17 protein-coding genes and 2 pseudogenes are annotated in these 26,224 nt (G+C 34.2%); 17 read left to right on the forward strand and 2 right to left on the reverse strand.

The window, feature by feature from the left end:
• Positions 1 to 301 precede the first annotated feature (301 nt).
• A complete protein-coding gene (locus tag CGC48_RS11435) occupies positions 302 to 922 on the forward strand; it encodes an L-threonylcarbamoyladenylate synthase (protein ID WP_098029670.1) in 621 nt (206 codons plus the stop codon).
• A gap of 112 nt (positions 923 to 1,034) precedes the next feature.
• Here CGC48_RS11435 and pepE read toward each other — a convergent pair whose 3' ends face one another.
• Both pepE and CGC48_RS11445 read right to left on the reverse strand, forming a co-directional pair.
• Positions 1,035 to 1,727 (reverse strand): dipeptidase PepE, encoded by a 693-nt coding sequence (gene pepE, locus CGC48_RS11440; protein ID WP_098029671.1) that lies wholly within the window; start codon positions 1,725 to 1,727, stop codon positions 1,035 to 1,037.
• A gap of 47 nt (positions 1,728 to 1,774) precedes the next feature.
• Positions 1,775 to 4,042: a M1 family metallopeptidase gene (locus CGC48_RS11445; RefSeq protein ID WP_098029672.1), complete on the reverse strand. Its 2,268-nt coding sequence runs from the start codon at positions 4,040 to 4,042 to the stop codon at positions 1,775 to 1,777.
• 183 nt (positions 4,043 to 4,225) lie between these two features.
• Here CGC48_RS11445 and CGC48_RS11450 point away from each other — a divergent pair, with 183 nt between their 5' ends.
• The 16 genes and pseudogenes from CGC48_RS11450 (at position 4,226) to mads6 (ending at position 26,222) form a co-directional block, all read left to right on the forward strand.
• Complete coding sequence (locus CGC48_RS11450) at positions 4,226 to 5,815, forward strand: peptide chain release factor 3 (protein ID WP_013997101.1); 1,590 nt, start codon at positions 4,226 to 4,228, stop codon at positions 5,813 to 5,815.
• Between the two features lie 70 nt (positions 5,816 to 5,885).
• Positions 5,886 to 6,653, forward strand: a complete 768-nt coding sequence (locus CGC48_RS11455; protein ID WP_018279774.1) for a DeoR/GlpR family DNA-binding transcription regulator — start codon at positions 5,886 to 5,888, stop codon at positions 6,651 to 6,653.
• Between the two features lie 639 nt (positions 6,654 to 7,292).
• Positions 7,293 to 8,687: a tRNA uridine-5-carboxymethylaminomethyl(34) synthesis GTPase MnmE gene (gene mnmE, locus CGC48_RS11460; protein WP_098029673.1), complete on the forward strand. Its 1,395-nt coding sequence runs from the start codon at positions 7,293 to 7,295 to the stop codon at positions 8,685 to 8,687.
• A gap of 443 nt (positions 8,688 to 9,130) precedes the next feature.
• Positions 9,131 to 10,318: pseudogene (locus tag CGC48_RS11885) on the forward strand (phage integrase SAM-like domain-containing protein); the annotation flags it as partial.
• Between the two features lie 101 nt (positions 10,319 to 10,419).
• Complete coding sequence (locus CGC48_RS11470) at positions 10,420 to 10,719, forward strand: helix-turn-helix transcriptional regulator (RefSeq protein WP_098029674.1); 300 nt, start codon at positions 10,420 to 10,422, stop codon at positions 10,717 to 10,719.
• Positions 10,709 to 11,938, forward strand: a pseudogene (locus CGC48_RS11475) (primase-helicase family protein). The gene CGC48_RS11470 and the pseudogene CGC48_RS11475 overlap by 11 nt, the downstream one beginning before the upstream one ends.
• A 484-nt stretch (positions 11,939 to 12,422) precedes the next feature.
• A complete protein-coding gene (locus CGC48_RS11485) occupies positions 12,423 to 12,872 on the forward strand; it encodes a plasmid mobilization protein (RefSeq protein ID WP_098029676.1) in 450 nt (149 codons plus the stop codon).
• Positions 12,865 to 13,677 carry a relaxase/mobilization nuclease domain-containing protein gene (locus CGC48_RS11490; protein ID WP_098029677.1) on the forward strand — a complete coding sequence of 271 codons (813 nt, stop codon included), beginning with the start codon at positions 12,865 to 12,867 and terminating at the stop codon, positions 13,675 to 13,677. The genes CGC48_RS11485 and CGC48_RS11490 overlap by 8 nt, the downstream gene beginning before the upstream one ends.
• Before the next feature lie 2 nt (positions 13,678 to 13,679).
• Complete coding sequence (locus tag CGC48_RS11495) at positions 13,680 to 14,336, forward strand: hypothetical protein (protein WP_098029678.1); 657 nt, start codon at positions 13,680 to 13,682, stop codon at positions 14,334 to 14,336.
• A 630-nt stretch (positions 14,337 to 14,966) separates the two neighbouring features.
• A complete protein-coding gene (locus CGC48_RS11800) occupies positions 14,967 to 15,842 on the forward strand; it encodes a hypothetical protein (RefSeq protein WP_198537139.1) in 876 nt (291 codons plus the stop codon).
• 65 nt (positions 15,843 to 15,907) lie between these two features.
• Positions 15,908 to 16,336 (forward strand): hypothetical protein, encoded by a 429-nt coding sequence (locus CGC48_RS11805; RefSeq protein ID WP_198537140.1) that lies wholly within the window; start codon positions 15,908 to 15,910, stop codon positions 16,334 to 16,336.
• A gap of 222 nt (positions 16,337 to 16,558) precedes the next feature.
• Complete coding sequence (locus CGC48_RS11505; protein WP_098029679.1) at positions 16,559 to 17,539, forward strand: type IV toxin-antitoxin system AbiEi family antitoxin; 981 nt, start codon at positions 16,559 to 16,561, stop codon at positions 17,537 to 17,539.
• Positions 17,540 to 17,579: 40 nt separating this feature from the next.
• Positions 17,580 to 18,374 (forward strand): nucleotidyl transferase AbiEii/AbiGii toxin family protein, encoded by a 795-nt coding sequence (locus CGC48_RS11510; protein ID WP_157909907.1) that lies wholly within the window; start codon positions 17,580 to 17,582, stop codon positions 18,372 to 18,374.
• Positions 18,375 to 18,376: 2 nt separating this feature from the next.
• Positions 18,377 to 20,392 (forward strand): methylation-associated defense system DNA methyltransferase MAD2, encoded by a 2,016-nt coding sequence (gene mads2, locus CGC48_RS11515; RefSeq protein WP_098029680.1) that lies wholly within the window; start codon positions 18,377 to 18,379, stop codon positions 20,390 to 20,392.
• 2 nt (positions 20,393 to 20,394) lie between these two features.
• Positions 20,395 to 21,765: a methylation-associated defense system restriction endonuclease subunit S MAD5 gene (mads5, locus tag CGC48_RS11520; RefSeq protein WP_098029681.1), complete on the forward strand. Its 1,371-nt coding sequence runs from the start codon at positions 20,395 to 20,397 to the stop codon at positions 21,763 to 21,765.
• Complete coding sequence (gene mads6 / locus CGC48_RS11525; RefSeq protein ID WP_098029682.1) at positions 21,750 to 26,222, forward strand: methylation-associated defense system protein kinase MAD6; 4,473 nt, start codon at positions 21,750 to 21,752, stop codon at positions 26,220 to 26,222. The genes mads5 and mads6 overlap by 16 nt, the downstream gene beginning before the upstream one ends.
• Positions 26,223 to 26,224 lie beyond the last annotated feature (2 nt).

Raw genomic sequence — 26,224 nt, forward strand, 5'->3', positions numbered from 1 at the left:
TTCTACCAGATTAAAGTTTCTACCACTTGGAATTTTTCTTTTTCTACCAGATTAAAGTTTCTACCACTTGGAATTTTTCTTTTTCTATCAGAATTAAACTTTCCCCTTTTTGTATGAGAATAAAAACATTCTTTGTCAGGCTGAGCGAAGTCGAAGCCTTATAAAAAAATGCTTATTATATCTCAAAATTTCAAAAGAAATTAAACTCTAAATTGTAAAACAAATAACTTTTTTAGTACTTTTGGCTTCTGGTAAAAGCTAACTTAAATACAAAGTAAAAAACAACAAAAACAACGGAATTATGGCAGATTTTATAAAAATTTATAATGAAAATCCCAACGAAAGAGAAATTGCAAAAGTAGTGCAGGTGCTTCGTAGTGGTGGTTTAGTGATTTATCCGACAGATACAGTGTACGGCTTGGGTTGTGATATTACCAATACAAAGGCTTTGGAAAGGATAGCGAAAATAAAAGGAATTAAATTGGAAAAAGCTAATTTTTCGTTTATTTGTCCTGATTTGAGTAACCTTTCAGATTATGTCAAACAGATTGATACAAGTACATTTAAGATTTTAAAAAGAGCCTTACCAGGTCCTTATACATTCATTCTGCCGGGAAATAACAATCTGCCTTCGGCTTTTAAAAAGAAAAAAACGGTAGGCATCCGTATTCCAGATAATAATATCGCCCGTATTATTGTTGAACGATTGGGTAACCCGATAGTATCTACCTCCATACGTGATGAAGATGACGTGATTGAATACACTACCGACCCCGAACTTATATTTGAAAAGTGGCAAAATAAGGTTGATATTGTAATTGATGGAGGATATGGCGACAATATGGCTTCAACTGTGATTGACCTTTCGGGTAGCGAACCTGTGATAGTACGTGAAGGGAAGGGAAGTACTGATATTTTTTAAGAAGATATTACAAATCGTGAAAAAGGGATTTTGATTGAAAGAAAAAGCTCAATAAATTGAATTTTTATTCTTTTTATTGAGCTTTTTATATTTTCAAAACTGATGTATAAATTTAAAAATCCAGTTCGGTAACTTCTTTAGGTTCTTGATTTTTTAAGAATATTCGTGCAGTTAAGTTACCTTTCAAAATTATTTTATTATTTTCAACACAAATCCAGCTTCCTTCCCGAAGTCCTACGACCGGAATATCGTTGAGTTTATGAAATTCTTTAATACGAGTTTCGCGGGTTTCGCCTTTATGTTTACTATTTGGGTCAGGGTCAAGATAATGTGGATTTAGATTGAAAGGCACAAGCCCAAGTGTTTTAAAGCTGGGAGGATAAATAATAGGCATATCATTGGTGGTTTGCATCGTTTGTCCTGCAATGTTACTTCCTGCACTTGTTCCCATATAGGGCGTTCCGTTTTCAACTACCTCACGAAGTGTATTCATTAGGTTTAGCTCATAAAGTTTTGTTACAAGTAAGAAAGTATTTCCACCTCCTGTGAATATGGCTTTTGCCTCTCTAAGAGCTTTTTCCGGATTTTCAAATGAATGTAAACCTATGATTTTTTTCCCTACGGAAGAAAAACCTTTCTGAGCAATTTCAGTGTATTCATCGTGCGAAATTCCACTTGGTCTAGCATACGGAATAAATATAATTTCATCAATTCCTTCAAAAAAACGAGCTAATTCTTCTTGTAAATAAGAAAGATAAGTTCCGCCATAAATGGTTGAGGTACTTGCTAAAAGTATTTTTTTCATTTTCTGAATGTTTTTATTTGGAATAGTAATGATTGTTTGTTGTTATATTAGTCTTTGATAATGAAAGTATTGTTTTCTTTATTGATGTCCGCTGTAGCCTTTTGAGGGTCAATCGTGAAAGATTTTATAGGCTCATTGGAAGTTATCACGTATGTGAATTCTTTATTATTTAATCGCCAAACTTGTACAGGGAATTTCATCATTTCAGAGGTATTATCCTGATAGTTTATTTCTAACAGAATTGGCATTGGTACTCCACCGAGCTTTTCAAAGGTAACTTCGTAGAAATAGTTAGGTTGTGGTGATACGGCTTGTTCTTCCAGACTGCGGTTATCGGCAATATAATCACTCAATGGTGTAGATAATTCAATTACACTTTTTTCTGAATTTTCTGTCTTATAAGCCGAGTCTTCTTTTGAAACCATATGCACCAAGGGAATTAAATTACTGACTTTTATATTTTTTTCTTTCAGCATTTCTTTAACCGCTTCACTTGGCTGTTCTGATACTTGGTATTGTTTCACAGATTTAATTCCTAAATCTACATAATCAGTTGTATAGAACCAAGTTCTCCAAAACCAATCCAATTCTATTCCTGATGCATCGCTCATCGTTCTGAAAAAATCTTCTGGAGTAGGATGTTTAAATTTCCAACGTTGAACATATGTTTTGAAAGCAAAATCAAAAAGTTCTTCTCCCATAATAGTTTCCCTCAAAATAGATAACCCAGCCGAAGGTTTGCTGTATGCGTTTTCTCCTAACTGAGTGATTTCTTCAGGATTAGACATAATAGGCTCTAAATAAGTAGGGGCGCCTGACATATAGTTTGTAATTTGTTCAGGAAAACCTCTTTCGGAAGGAAAAGCTTTGTAAGGAGCAATATCTTGCGGGTATAACTTTCCGTATTCTTGTTCTGTTAAATATTGCAGAAAGGTATTAAATCCTTCGTCGAGCCACCCCCACTGACGTTCATCTGAATTGACAATCATCGGAAAGAAATTGTGTCCCACTTCGTGAATAATTACGCTTATCATTCCAAATTTCACGTCCATTGGCGTAAATCCGTTTAGACTGGGACGTCCGTGATTCCAACAAATCATCGGGTATTCCATTCCTTGGTCTTCCGCACTGATTGAAACGGCTTTAGGATACGGAAAATCCAAAGTGTATTTTGAATATGTTCTTAGAGTATGTGCAACAACTTTTGTAGAAAATTCTTCCCACAGAGGATTGCTTTCTTTTGGATATAATGAAATAGCCATCACATTTTTAGTGCCGATTTTTACAGCCATGGCATCATAGATGAATTTTCGAGAAGAAGAAAAAGCAAAATCACGCACATTTTGAGCTTTGAAACGCCACGTTTTCTTTGTTTTAGCTTTGCTTTTTTCTCTGGTTTCAGCTTCTTGTTGTGTGGCAATAATTACAGGTTTGTCAAAAGATTTTTCTGCTAAAACGTATCGTTTTAACATTTCTGGTGTAAAAACTTCTTTTCGATTTTGTAATTCACCAGTAGCTTCTACAAGGTGGTCGGACGGAACGGTAATTGAAACATCATAATTCCCAAAAGGTAGAGCAAATTCTCCATTTCCCCAAAACTGCTGATTTTGCCAACCTTCAACATCGTTGTACATAGCCATACGAGGGAAAAATTGAGCGATAACGTACAGATAATTATCATCTTTTTCAAAATATTCATAACCTGAACGTCCGCCTAATTTCTTGTAATCGCTGATTTGATAACTCCATTCCATTGAAAAACTCATTTTTGTGTTTGGAGCCAATGGTTTTTCCAAATCCACACGCATCATTGTTTGGTTGATAGTGTAGGGAAGAGGTTTGCCATTAAAGTCTTTTACATTTTCTATTTTAAATCCACCTTCAAACGGAAGTGTCATAAAAGTATTAACAAATTCTTTGGGTTCGTATAAAGGTTTTACCAATTTGTTGTCCCTCTTTTTAGATGGAGATTCTGGAGCAAACTTATTTTGGTCTAATTGCAACCACAAATATTCTAAACTTTCAGGAGAATTGTTATGATAGGTGATGGTTTGTTTGCCGTACAATTTTTGATTTTCGTCATCAATTTCTATTTGCATTGTGTAATCGGCTTGTTGCTGATAATAAGCAGGTCCAGGAGCTCCTGAGGCTGTCCGATATTGGTTAGGAGAGGCAAATTCCTGATACATTCTGCGGAAAGGATTATGCATTCCTCGCTCTGTGTGTTTTTCAGAAATGGTATTTTCCGCGTTTTTTTCTTGAGCATAAGCACTCAAATAACATAAAAAAATGACAGATAGTATAAGTCTATTCATTGAAATAATTTTTTGAAGTTGGAACAAAGGTAAAAAATTATACCAGAACAGAAAATAGGTTTTTGGATTTTATTTTTTGTTTTGATGTTTCTGAAAATAGGATTAAAATGTCTTCGTTCTTGTGTAAATAAATCAAATACGTTACTTTTGCGTTCAGAATGATTTAAAAAGAAAATTTTGTAAATGTCAATACTTCAGGAAATACAAAAGCGCAGAACTTTTGGCGTAATTGCCCACCCCGATGCGGGAAAAACTACCCTTACGGAAAAATTACTACTTTTCGGTGGAGCTATTCAGGAGGCAGGAGCTGTTAAAAGCAATAAAATTAAAAAAGGTGCGACTTCTGACTTTATGGAAATTGAGCGTCAGCGTGGTATTTCGGTGGCAACGTCGGTTTTGGCTTTCAATTATAAAGATTACAAAGTCAATATATTAGACACTCCCGGTCACAAGGATTTTGCTGAAGATACTTTCCGAACCTTAACTGCTGTGGATAGCGTAATTGTGGTGATTGACGTTGCCAAAGGGGTAGAAGAGCAAACCGAAAAACTTGTGGAAGTTTGTCGTATGCGAAATATCCCGATGATAGTGTTTATCAATAAGTTAGATAGAGAAGGAAAAGATGCTTTCGACCTTTTGGACGAGGTAGAACAAAAATTGGGGCTTTCTGTCACACCATTGAGTTTTCCCATCGGAATGGGATATGATTTCAAAGGAATTTATAATATCTGGGAGAAAAATATCAACTTATTTTCAGGCGATAGCCGAAGAAATATTGAAGAAACCATTGCTTTTGACAATGTAAATGACCCTGAATTGGATAAAATCATCGGTGAGAAATCGGCTGAGAACTTACGTAGCGAATTGGAATTGGTGTATGAAGTATATCCTCCATTTGACCGAGAAGCCTACCTCAACGGAACGCAACAGCCTGTTTTTTTCGGTTCGGCATTGAATAATTTTGGCGTTCGTGAGCTTTTGGATTGCTTTGTGGAAATTGCTCCGTCACCCCGAGCCAAAGCCAGTGACAAACGTGTGGTAAACCCAGATGAAAATACGTTTAGCGGATTTGTTTTCAAAATTCACGCTAATATGGACCCGAACCACCGCAATCGCTTGGCGTTTGTTAAAATCGTTTCAGGAACTTTTGAGCGAAACAAACCGTATTTGCACGTTCGACACGGAAAAAAACTTAAATTTTCAAGTCCGAATGCTTTTTTTGCAGAGAAAAAAGAAGTAGTTGATATTTCGTATGCGGGTGATATTGTGGGACTTCACGATACTGGGAATTTCAAAATTGGAGATACACTTACAGAAGGCGAAACCTTGCAATTTAAAGGAATTCCGAGCTTTTCTCCTGAACATTTCCGCTACATCAACAATGCCGACCCACTAAAATCCAAGCAATTGGAAAAAGGTATTGACCAACTAATGGACGAAGGTGTGGCACAGCTTTTCAAATTGGATTTCAACGGACGAAAAGTTATCGGAACTGTGGGAGCATTGCAATACGAAGTTATTCAATATCGATTGGAACACGAATACGGAGCGAAATGCAGTTATGAGAGCTTTCCGATACATAAGGCTTGTTGGGTAGAAGAACCTGAAAATCCGAAAGATGCCGAGTTTCAGGATTTCCTTCGTGTGAAACAGAAATATATGGCTCGTGATAAGCACGGACAGCGTGTTTTCTTAGCAGATTCGGCATTTTCTATCGAAATGGTAAAACAAAAATATCCAAACGTGAAGCTGCATTTTACGTCGGAGTTTTAACAATTTTCTTGTATAAAGACGGATTTATTTTTTAGTAATAAAATTTTTTAATCTTTTAATAATAGAAGTTATGAAAGTCCTTAATGAACGTCAAATTAGAATAGTAGAAGCTTTAGAAACTACTAAGTACATTAGTGTGAATGAACTAAGTGAGAGGTTAAATGTATCTTTGGTAACGATTCGTAAGGATTTAACACTCTTGGAACAAGAAGGTTATCTTCATCGTACACACGGAGGAGCTAGTAAACAAATGCGATATGTTTTTGACCAAACCGTTTCAGAAAAAGAAATGCTTAATGTGGAGCAAAAGCAAAAAATCGCAACGAAGGCATTGAGTTACGTTAAAGAAGGAGATTTTATTATTCTTTCTTCAGGCACTACGATTCATTTGTTAGCACAAAGACTTCCTGATAACAAAAATATTACGGTTCTTACACCATCACTTCGGGTTGCTTTAGATGTTTGTAAGAAACATAATATCAATACAATACATTTAGGAGGAGAAGTCCGTAAAAATTCTACTGCTACAATAGGAGCTTTAGCTGAAGAGACATTGAGTAACTTTTCCTGCACAACTCTCTTTTTAGGAATTGAAGGAATTGATCTTGATTTTGGTATAAGTACAACAAACGCAGGAGAAGCTCATCTAAATAAAAAAATGTTGGAAAGAGTTGACAAGGTAATTGTACTTGCTGATGCTTCAAAAGTACACCGACGTGGATTTGGATTTATCTGTTACGTAGAAAAAATAGATATGTTAATTACAGATGCTTCTATCGACCCAGAATTCGTTGAGGAATTGGAAAAAAGAGGTGTTGAGGTTGTGATTGCTACTTAAAAATAGTCGTTTTTTTATATTCTTATCTTCTAAATAATTAAAACATTATTGAAATTGATTTTAAAAAGAGACAAAGTATTTAATTCTTTTTTTGAAATTGATTAATATGCTTTATAAGATATATAATAAATTAAATTTTTTGATATTAGTATAAAAAAATAATTTATTTCATTCAGTGTAATAAATTTAAAATAGCAGAATAACTATGTTTTAATCAATGTGATAAATCGAAATCATATAAATAAATTTGTTTTACTCAATGCAATAAGTTTATATCAATAATTTAAACTTATTGCATTGAGTATTTTAATTTAAAATTGATAGTATAATCTAAAGTATAGAGTGAAATAAGTTTAATTTGATGAAATATATTTGTTTCAATAAATGAATTTATTTAATTTGATAGATTAAAATAATTTCAATTTTATAATTTGTTTAATAATATGTATGAACATCTAATGTAAACAATGAATTATTATCTATTTAATTGAATGAAATAAAAATTATTTAAAGATAATTTATTTGATTGTAGTAATATTTAAATTCTATGAAAATATTAATATTTATATTTATTATAAAGTATAATATTTGATGAATTTAAACTGAAATAAACCCATAAATATAAAAAAATAAAAAGAAATGAATGAAACTATCATAGCATTAGCAACAGCTTCGGGGAGTGGAGCTATTGCTATCATCAGAATATCAGGAAAAGATGCCATTTCAATTGCTGATAGTGTATTTAAAGCACATCACGGAAGAAGTTTAGCTAATTCTGATTCGCATACTGTACATTTAGGCTATTTTTTTGATGATAAGACGATAATAGATGAATGTCTTGCAACGATTTTTAAAGGAAATAAGTCATATACGGGTGAACCTACTGTAGAATTTTCTTGTCACGGAAGTAGTTATATCATTCAGCAAGTGATAAAAGTTTGTCTTTCCAAAGGATGTCGATTAGCAAAGGCAGGGGAATTTACTTTGAGGGCATTTCTAAATGGAAAAATGGATTTGTCACAAGCTGAAGCTGTCGCTGACCTTATTGCTTCCGACAGCGAAGCTGCTCACACCATCGCTATGAAACAAATGCGAGGCGGTTTTACTTCTGAAATTGAGGAACTACGTACTGAACTACTGAATTTTGCTTCTTTGATTGAATTAGAACTTGATTTTTCGGAAGAAGATGTAGAATTTGCTGACAGAAACCAATTTCGTTCACTACTTTCAAGAATTCAGACTACAATTAAACAATTGATGGACTCATTTGCAACGGGAAATGTCATCAAAAATGGAGTTCCAGTGGCGATTGTAGGCAAACCCAATGCTGGGAAATCAACGCTTTTGAATGTTCTTTTGAATGAAGAACGAGCTATCGTTTCGGACATTGCGGGAACAACACGTGATACCATCGAGGAAGTGTTACACATCGGCGGAACAGCTTTCCGATTCATCGATACAGCAGGAATTCGTGAAACTTCTGATAAAATAGAGGAGATTGGTGTTAAAAAAGCGAAAGAAAAGATTACACAAGCCAATGTTTTATTATACCTCTATGATGAATTGGATAATCAACCTGAGGAAGTTATTGATTTTGTGAAAGAAGTATATCGAGACGACTTAAAGATAATTCTTTTGCATAACAAAGTAGATGTATCTGGTGGTGAATTTGGCGATTTCGACCGAAAATTGAAGTTGGAACTTGTCCCTAAATATACAGATATCATTTTGGGAATTTCCGCTAAGGAGAATATAAATATTGACATATTGAAGTCAGAACTTGCAACGTACGCTGAAAGTTTTACGTCCTTTGCGAATAATATAATTATTAGTAATTCACGTCATTACGAAGCGCTTTCTAATGCCCTTGCCGAGATTATAAAAGTCCAGGAAGGTTTGGAAATGAATCTTTCGGGCGACCTCCTTGCTATTGACATTCGTGAGGCTCTCTATCACCTTGGTACCATCTCCGGCGAAGTGACTAATGACGAAGTACTCGGAAATATATTTGCGAATTTCTGTATCGGGAAATAAATTTGTTTTTCTTTTGTTTCTTGTGTTTTATTTTATTTGATTTACAGAAAATTATGTTGAATTTATTTTCGTATATATGACTTTGTTTGTACATTTGTTGCACCTGATGTATACCTCAAATTCAAAAGTAGTACAAAAGGTGTACAATTGTACAACTTCAATATAATAGTAAGAGAATTCATCTTTGGGATTTTGAGTATCTCAAATTGTATTTACTATCCAATCCAAAAGATAAAATTGAGAAACAGAAAAATAAGGAAACTCTTGAGCTTGCCAAAAATATATTATCCATCCGTAAAGTAGAATATTTATAAGGCAAGTATGATATCAAAAATACAGCCAAAGCCAAGAGAACTTTCCTCAACTATTTTTCGGAACTTGCAGAAGAAAAACAGAAAAAGAATTCTCTTAATAATTACAATTGTTGATATTCCACATTTCAACATTTGAAGAAAATAGTTCCAGTTAATTTCACTTTTGATGAAATTGATGAAAATTTCGTGAAGAAAGTACGGAATTATTTTGATAATAAAGCCATTACGAAAAGTAATCTTCCTCTTTCTCAAAATTCTAAATATTCATATTTTAATAAATTCAAGGCAAGTATAAGAAAAGCTTTTGAAGAGGGTTATCTTTCAATCAATTATGCTTCAAAAGTCAAATCATTTGCTCAAGCAGAAAGCCAAAGAGAATATTTAACTTTTGATGAATTACAAAGATTGGCAAAAACGAATTGTAAATACGAAGTTTTGAAAAGAGCATTTTTATTTTCTTGTTTATCGGGGCTTCGGTTGTCAGATATTAATACATTAGTTTGGTCAGAGGTTCGAGACGTTTACATTTTACTACCCATTTTAGTACTATCAGGAGTTTCAACCTATTTAATCTTTTTGGTTTTGGAAGAATATAGAAAAGCAACATTTTGGGCATTTGCAACAATTATTATGTTCTATATCCTATTCCCATTTTTAGTAACGAATGGAAAATGGATTTTATATTATTTTTTTTGTTTAAATAATGATTGGTGGGACAAAAAGGTACAAAGACCCAGAATTTTTTTCTATATTGTGTATTTTATCTTTCTTTTCTTAGTGCTATTTAATTTTAGAATTGAAATAAAACACATTCTAAATATAATAAATTGTTATATGATAATGGGTTACTTATTCTCTGGAATGCACATTCTTGGAAATAGGATTTGGAAGAAAGAGTTTGAATTATCTTTGTTACCAAGTATTAAGAATTTAATTTCAGATGAAATCAGATTCAAAAAACTTTCAAAAGAAGAAATTAACAAAATCTTTGAAATGAATAAATCTAATATCCTTGAGCATTCTTTTGACGATTTAAAAAAAATGTTATCAGAAAGTTTTGCAGATGAAATAAGTAATAAAATCAACTGGATAGGCACTTCAGGAAAAGGAGTTGTTACTTACACAGGAATATTTTCTTTAGTCCATTTGATTATTGAGGATGGAGAAGAAAAACTTGTCAAAAAGAGAAGAAAAATGTTGATGGATTGGATTGCAAGTCATTTTGCAAAGTTTGAAAATGGGCAAATTATAGATATTTCGGCTGAAAATTTGAACAGTGCATACACTAATTTCGTCCTAAATAGTCAAAAAAAATAGTCTAAAAACCTTTTAGAGTTAATTAACAGAGTAATTAGAGTATTTTTTTTTCATTTTCCATTGTTTTCCTTTGCATCAGAAAAGCAAAAAAAATAAAAACAATGGAAAATGAAATCATCATTAATAAACTCAATCGAATAGAGAAATATATATTCGGACTGAAAGAAATTCTTACAGTAGAGGAACTCGCAGAATATACTGGATTCAGACAGTCGTACATTTATAAGTTAGTACATACTGGAAGTATTCCGTATTCTAAACCTAATGGCAAAAAATTATTTTTCTCAAGGAAAGAAATAGATGAGTGGCTACTTAGAAATAAGCATAAATCATTAGAAGATATAGAGACAGAGGCGATTGAATATTCATCCAAAAGTAAAAATATTCGGTATGAAAAATAGTAACTTCCCCTACATCCGCGTCGGCACCACATATTATAAGTTAATAGAACGCCCTCAGATTTCTGGAGATAAGGTAGCTACACTGAGCAAGTGGAGCAGAGAAACCATTATCCAAGACCACGGCAGAAAATTCATTTACGATATTCCTAAATACGATGGCTTTTGTTGTATTCCGAATCATTTGAAATATCAAAAGACGATTGATAATTTCTACAATATTTATAATGAGATTCCACATCAGCCCAGTGTTTCTAGAGTTTCGGTGGATGAAATTCCGTTTTCTATTTCTTTTCTGCAACATATTTTCGGTAGTCAAGTAGATTTAGGGCTTGATTATCTGAAAATTTTACTGGAACAACCTACCCAAATTCTTCCTATTTTGTGTCTTGTTAGTAAAGAAAGAGCCACAGGAAAAACCACTTTTCTCAAATGGCTCAAAGAAATTTTTGGGTTAAATATGACTTACATCAAAGGCGATGCTTTTGGTAGTCAGTTTAATTCCGATTGGGCTTCAATGCTTTTGATTGCGATTGATGAAGTTTTTTTTGACCGAAAAGAAATCACCGAACGGCTCAAATATCTTTCTACTACGAATAAAGATAAATTAGAGAACAAAGGCAAAGACCGAGAGGAAATTGATTTTTTCGGCAAGTTTATTTTGTGTTCTAATAATGAAGAAAATTTCATTCAAATTGATGAAAATGAAATCCGATTTTGGGTACTGAAAATCAATTCAATACGATATGAAAATATCGATTTTTTAGAAAACCTAAAAAGTGAAATACCTTCTTTTCTTAAATATTTGATTGATAGAAAATTTCACTCTGAAAAGAAAAGCCGAATGTGATTTACCCCTGAAGATTTGAAAACCAAAGCCCTACAAAAATTGGTCTTCAAAAACTCAAACAAGCTGGAGGCAAAAATGGTCGAACTCTTTTATGAATTTTTTGAAGCCAATGAAGTGCAGGAAATCAGCGTAGTTCCGCAAGATATTTTGAATATGCTTACGAAAATGTTTCGGCAACTGAATTTTTCTCGCAATGATGTACGAACCATTTTGAAGGAAAAATGGAAATTGGAACCGCAGAAAAACGGGCTGGCTTACATTCGTCACGATATTGACTATTCAGGTGATTTTATGCAGAGTAGTTCAGTTGGAAGATATTTTAACATTCCCAGAGATTTTATTCTTCAAAAATATGTTGATTTGTTGAATTGATGCTTTAATTAAATAAAAATCAAATAAATACAAAATCAACAAAGTTCTCAACAAACTTTTAAAACTTTAATTTTGTTGAGCATTTGTTGAATAAAAAAAATCCATTTTGTTGAATTGTTGAAGATATGTTGAGCGTTTAAAAAACACTCAACAAGATAGTTACGTTCTTTTCTCAACAATTCAACAAAAAACAAAGACGATAAAACTCGGAAAATAAGCGAGTAAAATCTAACATTCCATTTAACAATTTTAAAGAGTAAAAAATATTGAATAATGAGAGGTGAAAATTGCGGATGATGAGCTGAAAACGAGTTAATCCTTTTCTTTCTGCAACCTATGCAGAAAAGTTTTGCTTGTTTTTGAGTGCAAAAAGTACCCATTGTTTACAAAAAGCGTGGGCTTTAATGTAGAGGATGGGTCTTTTTGGTTTTTCTCCTATCGTCGAAAACACATTGTAAGTAACTAGAATCTAATAATTAGCGATATGAAACAGGATTTTTTAAAAGAATTTGTCACCCAAATTTTCGAGCATCAAGAGCAAAAAAATGCAGAAGAAAAAAGGAAAAATCATTTTCGGGATATTGGTAGAAAAGGAGGACTGGCAAGGAAAAATACACCTCTTTTTTCAAAATTGATTTCTGTAAGGCTCACCCCAGAGGAATATCAAAAGGTAAACGAAAACGCCCAAAGGCTGAATCTGAAATTATCAAAATACGTCCGATTGATTCTTACCGAAAAAGAATTAAAAATCAATGAATTTAAAACTGATGAAGTTCTTTTATCATATGGAAATCATTTCAAGCGAATAAGCAATTTATTGCGAAATCGTGAATTTTCAAATTTGGAAAATAAGAATGAGATTTTACAGGAAATCAAAAATACTACTGATTTGATTTACAATTATCTATATCAAGATAAAATCAGAGATGAATAATTCCGCTACTACCAGAAGAATTTCCAAAATTGCTTTAGAATATAATGGTAATGACAAAGGCACAGCTCAGATGGTGTATTCTAATAATTTATTGTCTGACAATCCAGAACTTCAGTTCAGAGAAATGAAAGCCATTTCGAACCGAAACAAAAATGTAAAGAATTGGGCTTTAACAGGATATATTTCACCAGAAAGGAGTGAAGAAAATGAAATTTCTGACGAAATTTTGGTAAAACTCACCTTAAAAGCCTTGCAAAAAGTGGGCGTTACAAAGGATAATCAGATTCGGCTAGATATTCATAATTCTACCAAACATAAGCATATTCATTTTGTGGTGAATAGGGTCAATACGAAAGGTATCAATACGATAAAAGCTCATAAAATTGGAGAGAACTTTGGTAAGGCTGTGAGGGAAGTTTGTAGGGAAATGAATTTAAAAACAGATACTGAAATCAGTAAAGAGAAGAAAGAAAAAATGTTGGAAAGTTTGCAAAATTCCCTGAAAGTAGCTACAAATTTTGGGGAATTGATTGAAGAGATGGATAAAAAAGGTTATCAAATCATTCTGTCGGAAAATATAAAAGTAGGCATTTCGGGAATGCGGATTGCAAAACATTCGGATATTAACACGGAAACCAAGAGAGAATATAAATCTGGATATAAACTTTCAGAAATTACCAATAAATTAAAGATTAAAAATATAAAAGAAATTTTGGAGCAAAATAATACTGAGAAAGTTAGGGTAAATAAAGAGTCAGAAATCGAAAAGGAATTAAGAAAACATTACAGAAGAAAATTTTATTAAATATGGAAAATCAAGAAATAGATAACGGTTTAGAGTTACTTAAAAAAGTTATTAAAAGTAATGAAGAGAATATTGAGAAAAACTCAGGAATATTAATGGTTTTTGAGGATTTATTGAATTTATTGGGCGAAACTGAAAGTACATTAAGAGGAGCTTCTTATACTTTGGAAAATTCCCAAAAAGTTCTTGGAAGAACTAGTCATATACTAGAATCTACTCCGAAAACCTTTGAGATTAAAGCATCAAAAGAAGAACTCAAAGCTCAAGAGCAATTTATTAATTCTATTCCCAAATGTATTGAGGCTCACATTCCTGAAAAGCTGGAAAAAGACTTGATATTGTTAAATAGAAACTTATCAAAAGTAAATATGAAATCTGGTATTTTCAAATATTCTATTTTGGGAGGAATAGGGAGTTTAATTTTATCTATAATATTACTATGGGTTAGTGGATATTTTGCTCAAAAATGGTATGCTGAAATCGTGAAAACTAAGGAGGAAATTAGGAAGGAATTATTAATAGAATTTGAGAATAAGGGCAAAGGAATTTATGATGTGGAATCTTATGAAAAATTACAATATAATACAGATTTGATGGATGCTTACCCGAAAGAAGGAAAAGAGTTTATGAAGTTTAAGAAGGGGTTTGAGAGTAGGTGATTATTTGAAGTATTGAATTTGCAATGAAGATCAGTTTGATTTTCCATAAGGCAGATTGAACTGTTTCGACAGTTTTACCGGACTTTTCCAATTGCGAATGCACTGTGTTCGCAATTGAGTTAGTTGCTTTGCAAACTGTTGGTGATTATTTGTTAAATTTACAACTCATTGGGACTAGATTACCATAAAAATGGATTGTCAATGAGAACTTATGTTCTAATTCTTTATTATTAATTGAAATCTTTTATGATGTCGTGTTGAATTTGATAATTTCGAGTTTATTGTTTTTATATTGCTATAAATAGTGTTGAAAATCATGTATTTAGAAAAAAATCAAAAGAGTTAAAAAAAATAGTATCAGAGTATAATGAAGATTGGTTTCTAGGCGATTTGTGGTTTACGATACATTCGGGGAGAGAAAGATCACTTGATCAACTTGGTACTTTATCATCTCCGTTAAGACAGCTATATTATTTGGCAGGTTTAGCAATGTCTACACCGAAATGTGAAGGAGGTCAAATTATGTTTGATGGAGAAAAGTGAAAAAAAATTGTCTCATTATTAAACGAAATTGAACATGAATATTACAAGTTATTCTTTTCCACAGAATTTGAAGAAAAAATAGACAAAATGATTGGCTTCATAAAAGGCAAGTTGCAATGCCTTCTTTCCTTCATGTATTTTAATCAAGGTCACTTAAATTATGAAGAACAGTTAATAAATGGGATTTCAGAATTATTTGTTCCTTTAGAAAAAGATATTAAAGAAAAACTTGGTATTAGTACCCTTGATTTATTGGAATTCTATAATAGAATTGATAGCTTAATTCAAAAAAAATTCCGAGAGCATTCCACAAATCCAGAATTATTATGTGAAAATTGGAAAGAATTTACAAAAATCAAGATGGGTGTAAGTAAAAATGTTCCTGATTTTATAAATGAATTTGCTAAGGAGTTTGAGACAAAGAGTTATTTTATGTCTGATAAGGGAATTGTTTTAAGATTTTCAATTGAGGAAGTTAGTTCAGAAAATTTAACAGAAGAAAAATTAGGAAAAATTTTACAATTATTAAGTTGTAAACGAGAAGAGAGAGATTTTCTTTATTATACTGAAACTAATTCCAGAAATCCATTGTTTGATAAACCCATTATTGACATTGGAGAAAATAAATATCAAACTTTTGAACCCAAGCAGATTTTGTATGCGATTGATAATTTATTGGAAAACACAAGTAAGTTAACGGATAAATTCGTAAAGAGGAAAGGAAGCTTATTAGAAACTAAAATTATCCGCCTATTTAAACAATTTTTTAAAGGTGAGGAAATAATTTTCTCCAGTTATTTTATTAATAATTGTGAACAGGACATTCTTATTTTATGGAAAGAATTTGCTTTCATTATTGAGTCAAAAGATTTTCAAATGAAAGAACCATTTAGAAATCCAGAAAAAGATTTTATAAGAATAAAAAGGGATTTCGACGATTCAATTGGTTATGTTTATACATAAACAAGGAGAGTTGAAATTATCTTTGAAAAATAAAGAAATCTTGGAAATAATAGATAATAAAGGAGATGTTATTGAAACAATATACTTCATTTAGTATCATTGTAAATAAAAACTCATTTGGACAAGTGCAATGTGACTTGTCATTGTTGCTGGATATAGATGATGATTCAGTATTTCCGTGGGCAATCAAATTTGATGACCTTGAAATATTTCTATTAACCTTAATCGCACAAAAGAAAGACCTTGTTATTTTAGTTGATTTTCTACTAATGAGAGAAAATTTACATGGAAAGCTTATATGCAGTGATGAACTGGAAGTTTGTTGTGCTTTTATTTCGAAAGAAATCAATTCCAAAAAAATAAAACATTTGAAATTGTTAGAAACAACTCCGGAAATGGGTGATTTGTTTGATGTTCAGTATCGTAAAGGGATGGGGATTGAAAACGACAAATATCTTTATGAAAAACGAAGTGGAAAATTTATGTTTTGGTAATTTAAGTTTCCTGAAATTTAACATCGATTATTACTCGTTCGTTGGTTTTCTTGAAACTGCGATTCATTAAGAATTTTCATTTTTATATTGCTAGCAAAAACTAGCCGAGATTTGAAATTCTTCAATTTCCATCAAATTAATCTAAAATTCCTTGTCCATTTCAAAAATGTTCAATATATTTGAACGTTCATTGTCACTGAACGTATTATTTTATTGAACAAAATGTATAAAGATACCGACTTTATTTACGAAGCAATTGCCAATCTAGAAGAATATACCGGATTGAAAATCAGCGTGGAAACTTCAAGAAAGGAATATGACGCAGTCTTGGATATTAATGGTGAAATTTTCTATGTGGAGGCAAAGCCCAGTGCAAGAAATTCTAATATTGGAATTATCCTCGACCAGATAAGTCAATATGATAAAAGCAAAAGCTGGATTCTTATTGCTGATTATTTGGCTAAGGACGTTGCAGATAGATTGCAGCAGCAACACAGCAATTATCTGGATTCTGCCGGCAATGCTTTTATTAAAAGCAATAATCTTTTTATAATAGTTGAAGGTAAGAAAAAGGAAACTACTGAAAAGAAAAATCAAAGCCGTGCATTTCAGGAGGTGGGACTGAAACTTTTGTTACTACTCATTTCCGACCAAGAAAGTCTGCAATTATCTTATCGTGCTTTGGCAGAAAAAACTAAAATTTCTTTAGGTTCAGTAAGCAATATTTTTCAGGAACTTGAAGACGGCGGTTTTATTCTGAAAATCAAAAGAAAAAGAGTCCTCAAAAATATCGATACGCTCTTGGAGCGTTGGGTAATTGCCTATAATGAAATCCTTAAACCCCGTGTTTTGCGTAAGAAATACAGATTGGCAAACAAAAATTTTGATTTGAATTCTTCCGATATTGAAAGGCTTGGCTTTTTCTGGGGTGGGGAATCTGCTGCTGGTAGCATTACCAACTATCTTAAATCTTCCAATCACACCATTTATTACGATGGCGAACTTTCAACATTGGTAAAGGAACTTAAAATGATTCCCGATGCCAACGGTAACATAGAAGTTTACAACACTTTCTGGACCGAAGGCCTTCAACTGAAATATCCCAATACTGCACCGCCTTTAGTTGTTTATGCGGATTTAATGGGAACCAACAGTAGCAGAAATATCGAAGCCGCAAAAATGATTTTGGAGAATGGATTATAAGATTGAAAGTAAAAATATCGAGCATCCGTTACTGAAACCGGTGCTCGAGGACTTGATTCCTGTTTTTGAAAAACGTGGGATTAAATTCTATATTATTGGTGCGGTTGCAAGAGATATTATTCTCGATCTGCATAATGAAAAATCAAGCCGGGTTACGATGGATTTGGATTTGGCGATTGCCATCAGTCATTGGGATGATTTTAAGAATATTTCTGTAGATATTTTGTCTCTGTCGAATTTCACAAAAGATCCAAATCAACAGCAACGGTTTCTGTTTCGGGAGAAATTTCAGGTAGATATTGTGCCTTATGGCAGCATTAAAGACCAAGACGATAAAATCTACTGGCCACCTGATGAATCATTTGCAATGTCTGTAATTGGTTTTGAAGAAGCTGAGCAAAACCTGATTTCCATCAATCTCGACAATGAACTACATTTTGATATCGTATCATTGGAAGGTGTTTTTCTGCTGAAATTATTTGCCTGGAAAGACCGTTTTCGTAAAACCTCAAAAGATGCGGAAGATTTAGGGTTTATTTTAAATAATTATTTGCACATCAACCGAGACATATCCTATACTGAGCCTTATAACAAAGTTTACGACTTAGAAGATTTTACCGAACTGAGAGCGGGTGCAATCATTCTCGGAATTAAGTTGAATGAAATGCTCAGCAATAGCCCCCCGGTAAAAGCTAAAGTTAAATCACTTTTAGAAGAAGACTTGAAAATAGAAGAGTCCAGTAAACTCTTCAACCAAATTATAGAAACAAATAACAACCTGAAGTTTGATGACGTGGCAGAAGCCATTGCACTCATCGACGAAGAACTAAGCTAATTATGAGCAACAAACCTGAAAATACAGAAGAAATCGCTCTGGAAGAGAATCAGATTCTGTGCGTATTAACCGGTGTAGCGAAAAAAACAAGCGCCAAGGAGGAAAACCTGCAGTCCACTATTCTAATGCTGAATGAGGAATATGGTTTCGACCTTTCGGATATGGAACGGGATTTCATTATTACGTTCATAGATCCGGACAGTGGAAAATCGAAAAAGCAAAAGGTAGAACTGGTGATTTTCGATAAAGACACAAAACACGAACAGGGCAATATCATCCGCATTGCAGCAGTGCAGGACGATAAAACCAAAGAAAACGACAAAAAGAAAGGTGTTCGAATGACTTTGGAAAATGCAATGGCAGCAGTAGATAATTGCGAATTCGGTTTGTGGACCAACGGAATCGATATCAAATACCTGCAACGTGAAGATGATGTAGTCGGGTTCGATTATATTTTCAGTGATCTTTCCGATATTCCTGGTTTTGGTGAAAACATTAATGACTTGGAAAGACCGGAACGCTCACACAGCCGTAAACCTGCCAACGATTCGTTAATAAAAGTGTTCAAGCGTTCTCACGATTATATTTATGGCAACGAAGGCCGCAAAAAAGATGCATTCTGGCAATTGCTCTATCTAATCTTCTGTAAATTGTATGATGAAAAACGCAGATTTACCGACCATGAAAAAGGAATTTCTTACCGCAAGAAATTTTGGGTGGGCGTAAAGGAACAGAACACAAATGAAGGTAGAAAAGCAGTTGCTGATAGAATAAAATCGCTGTTTGCCGAACTGAAAGAAGACGATGTCTTTTCCGGGGTTTTTGATGGACACGAAACCATTGATCTTACCGACAAAGGTTTGGCATTTATTGCAGGAGAACTGGCAAAATATTCGTTTCTTGATGCCACGGTAGATGTAAAAGGTCTGGCGTATGAAACTATTGTAAGCAACACTTTGAAGCAGGAAGCAGGGCAGTTTTTTACGCCGAGAAATATTGTTCGTGCAATGGTGGAAATGCTGAACCCTGATGAAAATACCCGAGTTCTGGATCCGGCTTGCGGATCCGGAGGATTTTTGGTGATGGTTTTAGACCATGTGCGTAGAAAAATTGCGGCAGGAATGTATCCCGAACTGGATGAAGTGCTGATTACCGAGAAATACAACTCTTATGAAGTAAACGAGTGTGTACGCAAATATGCCGAACGCAGCATTTTCGGATTCGATTTTGACCCCGATTTGAAGAAGGCGGCACGTATGAATATGGTAATGGCAGGTGACGGACACGCCAATATTTTCCATGTAAATTCGCTGGCTTATCCGAACTGGGAACATCCGCAGGAAATTGAAAAAATAAAAAAGGCGATAGAGAAAAGCCTGAAAGAAATGAAGGACATCACCAGCAATTACACGCCCGATGCTCGCGGAAAGTTCGATATGGTGTTTACCAATCCACCGTTTGGTGCAAAAGTAAAGGTGGACAGAGAAATTGCCCAGCGCTACCAACTGTCCCAATATTCGGATGCTCCAGAGGTTTTGTTTATAGAGGCTTGTTACGATTTTCTGAAAGAAGGCGGCAAAATGGCGATTGTATTGCCCGACGGAATTTTAGGAAATCCCAATACTTTGCCGGTGCGCGAATGGATTTTGGACAAGTTTAAAATTTTGGCATCTATAGATTTAGCAGTTGAAGCATTTCTGCCGCAGGTTGGTGTGCAGGCATCGTTGCTGTTTTTGGAAAAGAAAACCGAAACCCAAAGAAACCTGGTGCACGATGGCGGCGAAGATTACGATGTATTTATGGCCATTGCCGAAAAACTGGGCAAAGACCGCCGTGGCGTTCCTATTTATGTAAGGGATGAAGATGGAGCCGAAATACTTTTTGAAGGCGAGAAAAAATATTTGGCTTATAATGAACAAGGGAAATCTTATGTGAAATCTCGAAAAGAAAAGGTGAAATTATTGGATGATGATTTACCTAAGATTATCGAAGCATATTATAAATTTAAAAAAAACTAATAATGCAAGTAGCAAAAATTAATTCATCTTCTATCACTACAAATTCATTTATGCTTAAACCCAACTTTCATATGAATTTTGGTAAAAGAAGAATTGAAAGAGCTATAAAGCAGGGGTTGGAATTTAAGCCTTTAGGAGAAGTTGTTAATAAAGTTTTCACAGGTGGAATCTTTAAGCGGGTTTTTGTGGATGATGCAGAGTATGGTTTACCATATATATCAGCACAGCATATGATGAATTCTAATCCTCTTGATGTAGCAAAAATAATATCAAAGAAGTATACACCAAGACAAGATGATATGTCTTTGAAAGAAAATCAAATTCTTGTAAGTTGTGCAGGAACCGTCGGCAATATAAAACTAATTACTAAAGATTTAGAGGGTGTGATTGGTTCTCAGGATATCATTCGTATTGATTCCGATAATAATAAACTTTTATATGGATATTTATACGCTTTTTTATCATCAAAAACCGCATATGCTTATATTCAATCATTTATCTATGGTTCAGTTGTTCCAAGGATTGAACCTAATACACTTAGAAAACTACCCATTCCTATTCTTCCCGAAGAATTTCAGCAAAGAGTACACAACCTGATTGTAGATTCTGCCCAACTCCGCGTGGAGGCCAATAAATTGTTGAAGGAGGCGGTGGAAGTTTTTGAAAGTGAAATTGGGGAAAGTAATGTGAATCATTCGTTTCAGGTTGGAAAAGTATCTTCAAGTAAAATTTATGGATTTCAAAAAAGATTTGACAGTCAATACCAATTGGGTTGGAATGCACTTGAAGATGAAATGAAACAACAATTGCAATACAGAAAGTTATCTTCAATTGCTTCTAAAATATTTGTCGGAGGAAGAGGAAAGAGAAATTATGTTGAAAATGGCGTTCCGTTTCTTTCATCTTCAGATATGATGCTTTTTAATCCAAAGAGAACAAGCAAGAAGATTAGTGCTTCAACACAAGGTTTAGAACAAATGAAAGTCGGTCTACACGATATTCTTATTTCTCGTTCAGGCACTGTAGGCAATACAGTAATTGTTGGAAAAGATTTAGAAGGAACAGTAATTTCTGAACACGCTTTAAGATTGGTTGTGAATGAAAAAGAAATTTCGCCACTTTATGTCTTTGCATTTCTAAAAACAAAGTTTGGACTGAAAACAATGGAATCTTCTTCTTTTGGTTCTGTAATAATTACTTTGAACGAAGACTTAATTGGAAATATAAATTTACCAATACTTGACAAAACAACACAAGAACTGATTGTAGATAAAGTTTCAAGATATATCGAGAAATATGACACCGCAACTGAACTTGAAAACCAAGCAATCGACCTGATAGAAAAAGAAATCGACCAATGGCAACAATCATAAAACCCCCGTATTTCGAAGAAGTAGTAAACGCCGGCGAGAAAAAACTTCTGGATTTTCTGGAAATCAATCTACCCGACAATTTCTACCTGATTCCCAATGTAGAACTGGCTTCCACCAATCCTAAAAATTTCCGCACGCAGTATTGGGAATACGATATTATTTTGGTAGCACCGCACGCCGTTTACAATATCGAAAACAAAGACTGGAAAGGCCGTATAGAAGGCGACGACAATTACTGGTATCTTAATGACCGACAAATGAGTAACCCGCTGAAAACCGGGCGACAAAAAACGGCAGTTCTCGCTTCCAAACTCAAGGAAAATAATCCTTCCTGGGCAAAAGCGTGGATCCAGAATATGCTTACACTCTCCTACGACAATATCTATAGTCCCATAATTTCTTCAGAGGCCTATAAACTAACCTTCATGCTGAATGAAAGGTTGATAGACTATATTAAAAATCCTGAAAATGTAGGAAAAGAAGAAAATGCAATTGAGGAGATTCAGCAGGAGATTGTGAAATTTCTTACCGGACAGCAAAATAAAAAATCCCCTGAAGAAAAACGCGAAGTTCAAGGTTATGAAATTGTAGAAATTCTGGACCAACAAACCAACTATACCGAATATCTGGTAAAAGAAGAAGGGAATACACCTGTGCGCCGCCGCATTAAGGAATATGCGCTTCAGGTAACCGGAATGTCGCCTGAAGAATTAAGAAACCGCGAAGACCGCATCAAAAACCAATACAATGCGCTGAAAAACCTGAAAGGGAAACCATTTATCTTGAATGTGGAGTTCATTGTAGATAACGAAAACCATTTGTTCTACGAGGTTTCAGATTTTCTAGAAGAAAATTCACTGCGTTCTGAAGCAAGGCACAAAACCTTTACCTTCAAAGAAAAACTTCAGATTGTGGAAAATATAATGGTGGCACTAAAGGAAGCCCATATGAAAGGGATTTTCCACCGCGATATCAATCCAGAAAATGTGTATCTGGCAAGTGGTTACGCCTATTTGGGGAATTTCGGTAAATCTTATTTCCTCGATCATAACGAAGAGGGCTATACCGTAATGCCTACCATTAATCAAACCAATGCGACAGCCTATCATCCGCTGGAATTAACAGTAAATGATGCCAATGCTTCATCCGATATTTATTCGCTTGGCGTATTAATTTACTGGTTGTTTACAGAAAAAGAACCTTTTCCTTCGCCCTATGCTTTAGATAAAATGGGAGGTAAACTCTCTGAAAATCTTTTACCCTCCAAAATAAACCCAAATCTTCCATTATGGTTGGATGAAGTTTGCCGCAAAACGATTCTTACCGACGACCAACAACGTTTGCAGACGGTAGAAGAACTACAGGAACTCATCAGTTCGGCACTTGAAAGCAAGTCAGATACTGCGCCGGAACCCAAGCCAAATCCGTTGCCTGTTTCCTCAACCACTTTCGACGAATTGAAGGAGGGAGATACCATTGATAATTCATACATCATTCATAATCTTTTAGGTAAAGGCGGATATTCCAAGGTTTTTAAGGTGAAACACCGCATTCAGGATAAGTTTTTCACGATGAAGCTCTTTAACGAGAGTGTGAATTTCAATTCTGTTAAAGATGAATATGAAGCATTAAGAAATCTTCACCATCCGAATATTGTAAAATTTGAATGGAATGGCGAAGCCAATACCGGACAGTTTTACACCGTAATGGAGTTTCTCGATGGTGAGAATTTAAGCCACTATACCAAAACCGATGCAAAATTGCCGATTCACAAAGTAGTGCAGTTGGCAAAAGAGATGTTGGCGGCGTTAGTAGAAATGCAGGCACAGGAAAAACCTGTAATGCACCGCGACATCAAACCGCAGAACATTATTTGGGATAAAGGAGAACGCTTTGTGCTGATTGATTTTAATGTTGCATCATCCAACCTTCAGAACAAAGATTTTGTGGGCACCAATCCATATCTCGCACCAGATTTAATTCAGGGAGATATGAAAGTGCATTGGGATAATTCTGCCGACATTTTTTCGTTAGGAGTAACGCTTTATGAATTGGCGTGTAAGCAATATCCGTGGCATACGAAGAAAACTCCGGTAATAAGCATTGCGCCAAACGATCCAAAAAAAATAGAGCCAAAACTGTCCCGTGAATTTGCAGATTTTCTTTTGAAAGCGATTTCTACCGATAAAGACTTCCGGTTCAAAAATGCATTGGAAATGCAGGAGGCATTGTTAGAGATTGAGAATAATTATTTGGATGAAATACCATCAGAAGATGATGGCATCTCAACGAGAAACCGTTTGTATCATACACAGGTTATTATAAGACAGGGTTCTAATAGTTTTAAAATCTATAACAAACAAAATACTTATATCAACCTTTCGGAATCGGTTGATAATCTACTTTCTGAATTCAGATCCAAATTCAAATCCTTTCATTTGAAGTTGGATGAACCGATGCGATTGATTTTTCGTGTGGACAATGAAGATATCATCAATGAAAATTTCTGGAATGGTGGTGCAAAAACATTTACCGAAGGGAATATAGGAAGGGTGCATACGGCACTGACAAAACTTTTTGAGGAGAACCGCCACAAGATTAAGGCTTATAAAATTGATGTGGAAGGAGCGAACATTGTAGATTATATCAATTCACTTTACAGTCAATCAAAATATGGGAATTTCGGAACCAGGGTAAGTGCAAACCCAACTGAAAAAAAACTGGATGAAGCGACTTACACCGAAACAAAACTGGATAAGAAACTGATTCCCACAATTGTGGACGGCTCTTATAAACTATTGATAATTACCGGAAATGCAGGAGATGGTAAAACAGCATTTATCAAAAAGATTGAGAAAAGTCCGCACGTGAAAGATGTAGAATATTTTGAGCATCAGAACGGTGCAAGATTCAAAATAAATGGCGTTCAGTATGAAAGCAACTATGATGGTTCGCAAGACCAAAATGATAATGTGAACAACGATGTTCTGGAGAAATTTTTTGAACCTTTTGAAGGGCTTAAAAATTATGACCAAGCCAAAGAAGGGCGTATCATTGCCATAAACGAGGGGCGTTTGGTGGAGTTTTTTGAAACGTCTAAAAAGCATAAAAACCTTGCAGATGTAATTGATAATTATTTCAATAAAGAAGGTCATTACCAATTGCCAAACGGTTTGATGATTATCAATCTGAATCTTCGTTCAGTGGTGGCTGAGAACGGTGAGGATGGAAGCTTGTTCAAACAGCAGATAAAGCAGTTGACGAAAAAAGAATTGTGGAAAAACTGCGACAATTGTGAATTGGCAAAAGACTGCTTCATTAAATATAATGTAGAAAGTTTCAACGATTCAGCATCAGGCAATGAAGTTATTACAAGAATGGAATGGCTGTTGCGCACCGTAAGTCTGAAGCGCGAACTGCATATCACAATGCGCGACCTTCGGTCTTTTATTGCTTATCTGCTTACAAGAGATTATTCTTGTGAAGATGTCAAGAAACTAGAAAATCTGAAAAAGGAGAATCCTTCTAAATACTGGCAGCATTATTATTTTAATATTACCAATCCGAATTTCGGAGATGAACTGAGTAATGACCGCTTGGTAAAACTGCTTCAGGAAACCGATATTGGGGAAGTTGCTGTTCCAAACCTTGATCGTGAACTATTCTTTACGCAACATAAAGAGAAAGATTATCTTGAATTTGCGGAAAGAGAAGGTAATTTATTGGAAGTATTTAATGACAATAAATCTTTTGTTGCGGCACATGAACAAACCCCTGAATTGATTCAAGAAATACGGGAAAGGCATAAGTCTTTTATCCGGCATCAATATTTTGAAGCCAAGTTTTTCAACTTAGTTACAGAAGTAATAGAGGTTCAGCATGAAGATGGCGAAGTTCACAAAATAACCAAGCCTGCATATCTGTTGAGAATCCCTTACAAATCTGTATTTGAATTTGTAAATATTCTTCGGGCAGATAAACTGGATGAATCCATTATGCAAAGTGTTTCTCGCGCCATTTCGCTAAATGAGGGCTGTAATAACAAAACCCTGGACAAATCTAATCTTGTTATATCATCAACAGAGGTAAAAGATCATAAAGGAAAATCCTTCAAACTGTTTCCGCTTACAGATTTTGAACTGATTGTAAATAAAACGGACCACTTAACAAGATTTTTAGAATATGAAGCCGACAGTTTAACCTTCCGAAACAGAATCCACAAGCATATTGCAATAACCATATCGCTTGATCTTTATGAGATGCTGTATTTCATTCACAAAGGATTCAGTCCATCTTTAAATGATATGAAAGGAAAGTTCATTGAGCTTCTGATATTTAAAAACCTGCTGGAAAACCTCAATTATAATGAAATTGTGGTAACACCGGATAACAAAGAATTCTTCTCGGTGAAGAAAGATGACTCAAACAGAATAGCCATTAACAAACTTACTTACTGATT

This window comes from Capnocytophaga cynodegmi (assembly GCF_002302475.1).
Taxonomy (GTDB): Bacteria; Bacteroidota; Bacteroidia; order Flavobacteriales; family Flavobacteriaceae; genus Capnocytophaga; species Capnocytophaga cynodegmi.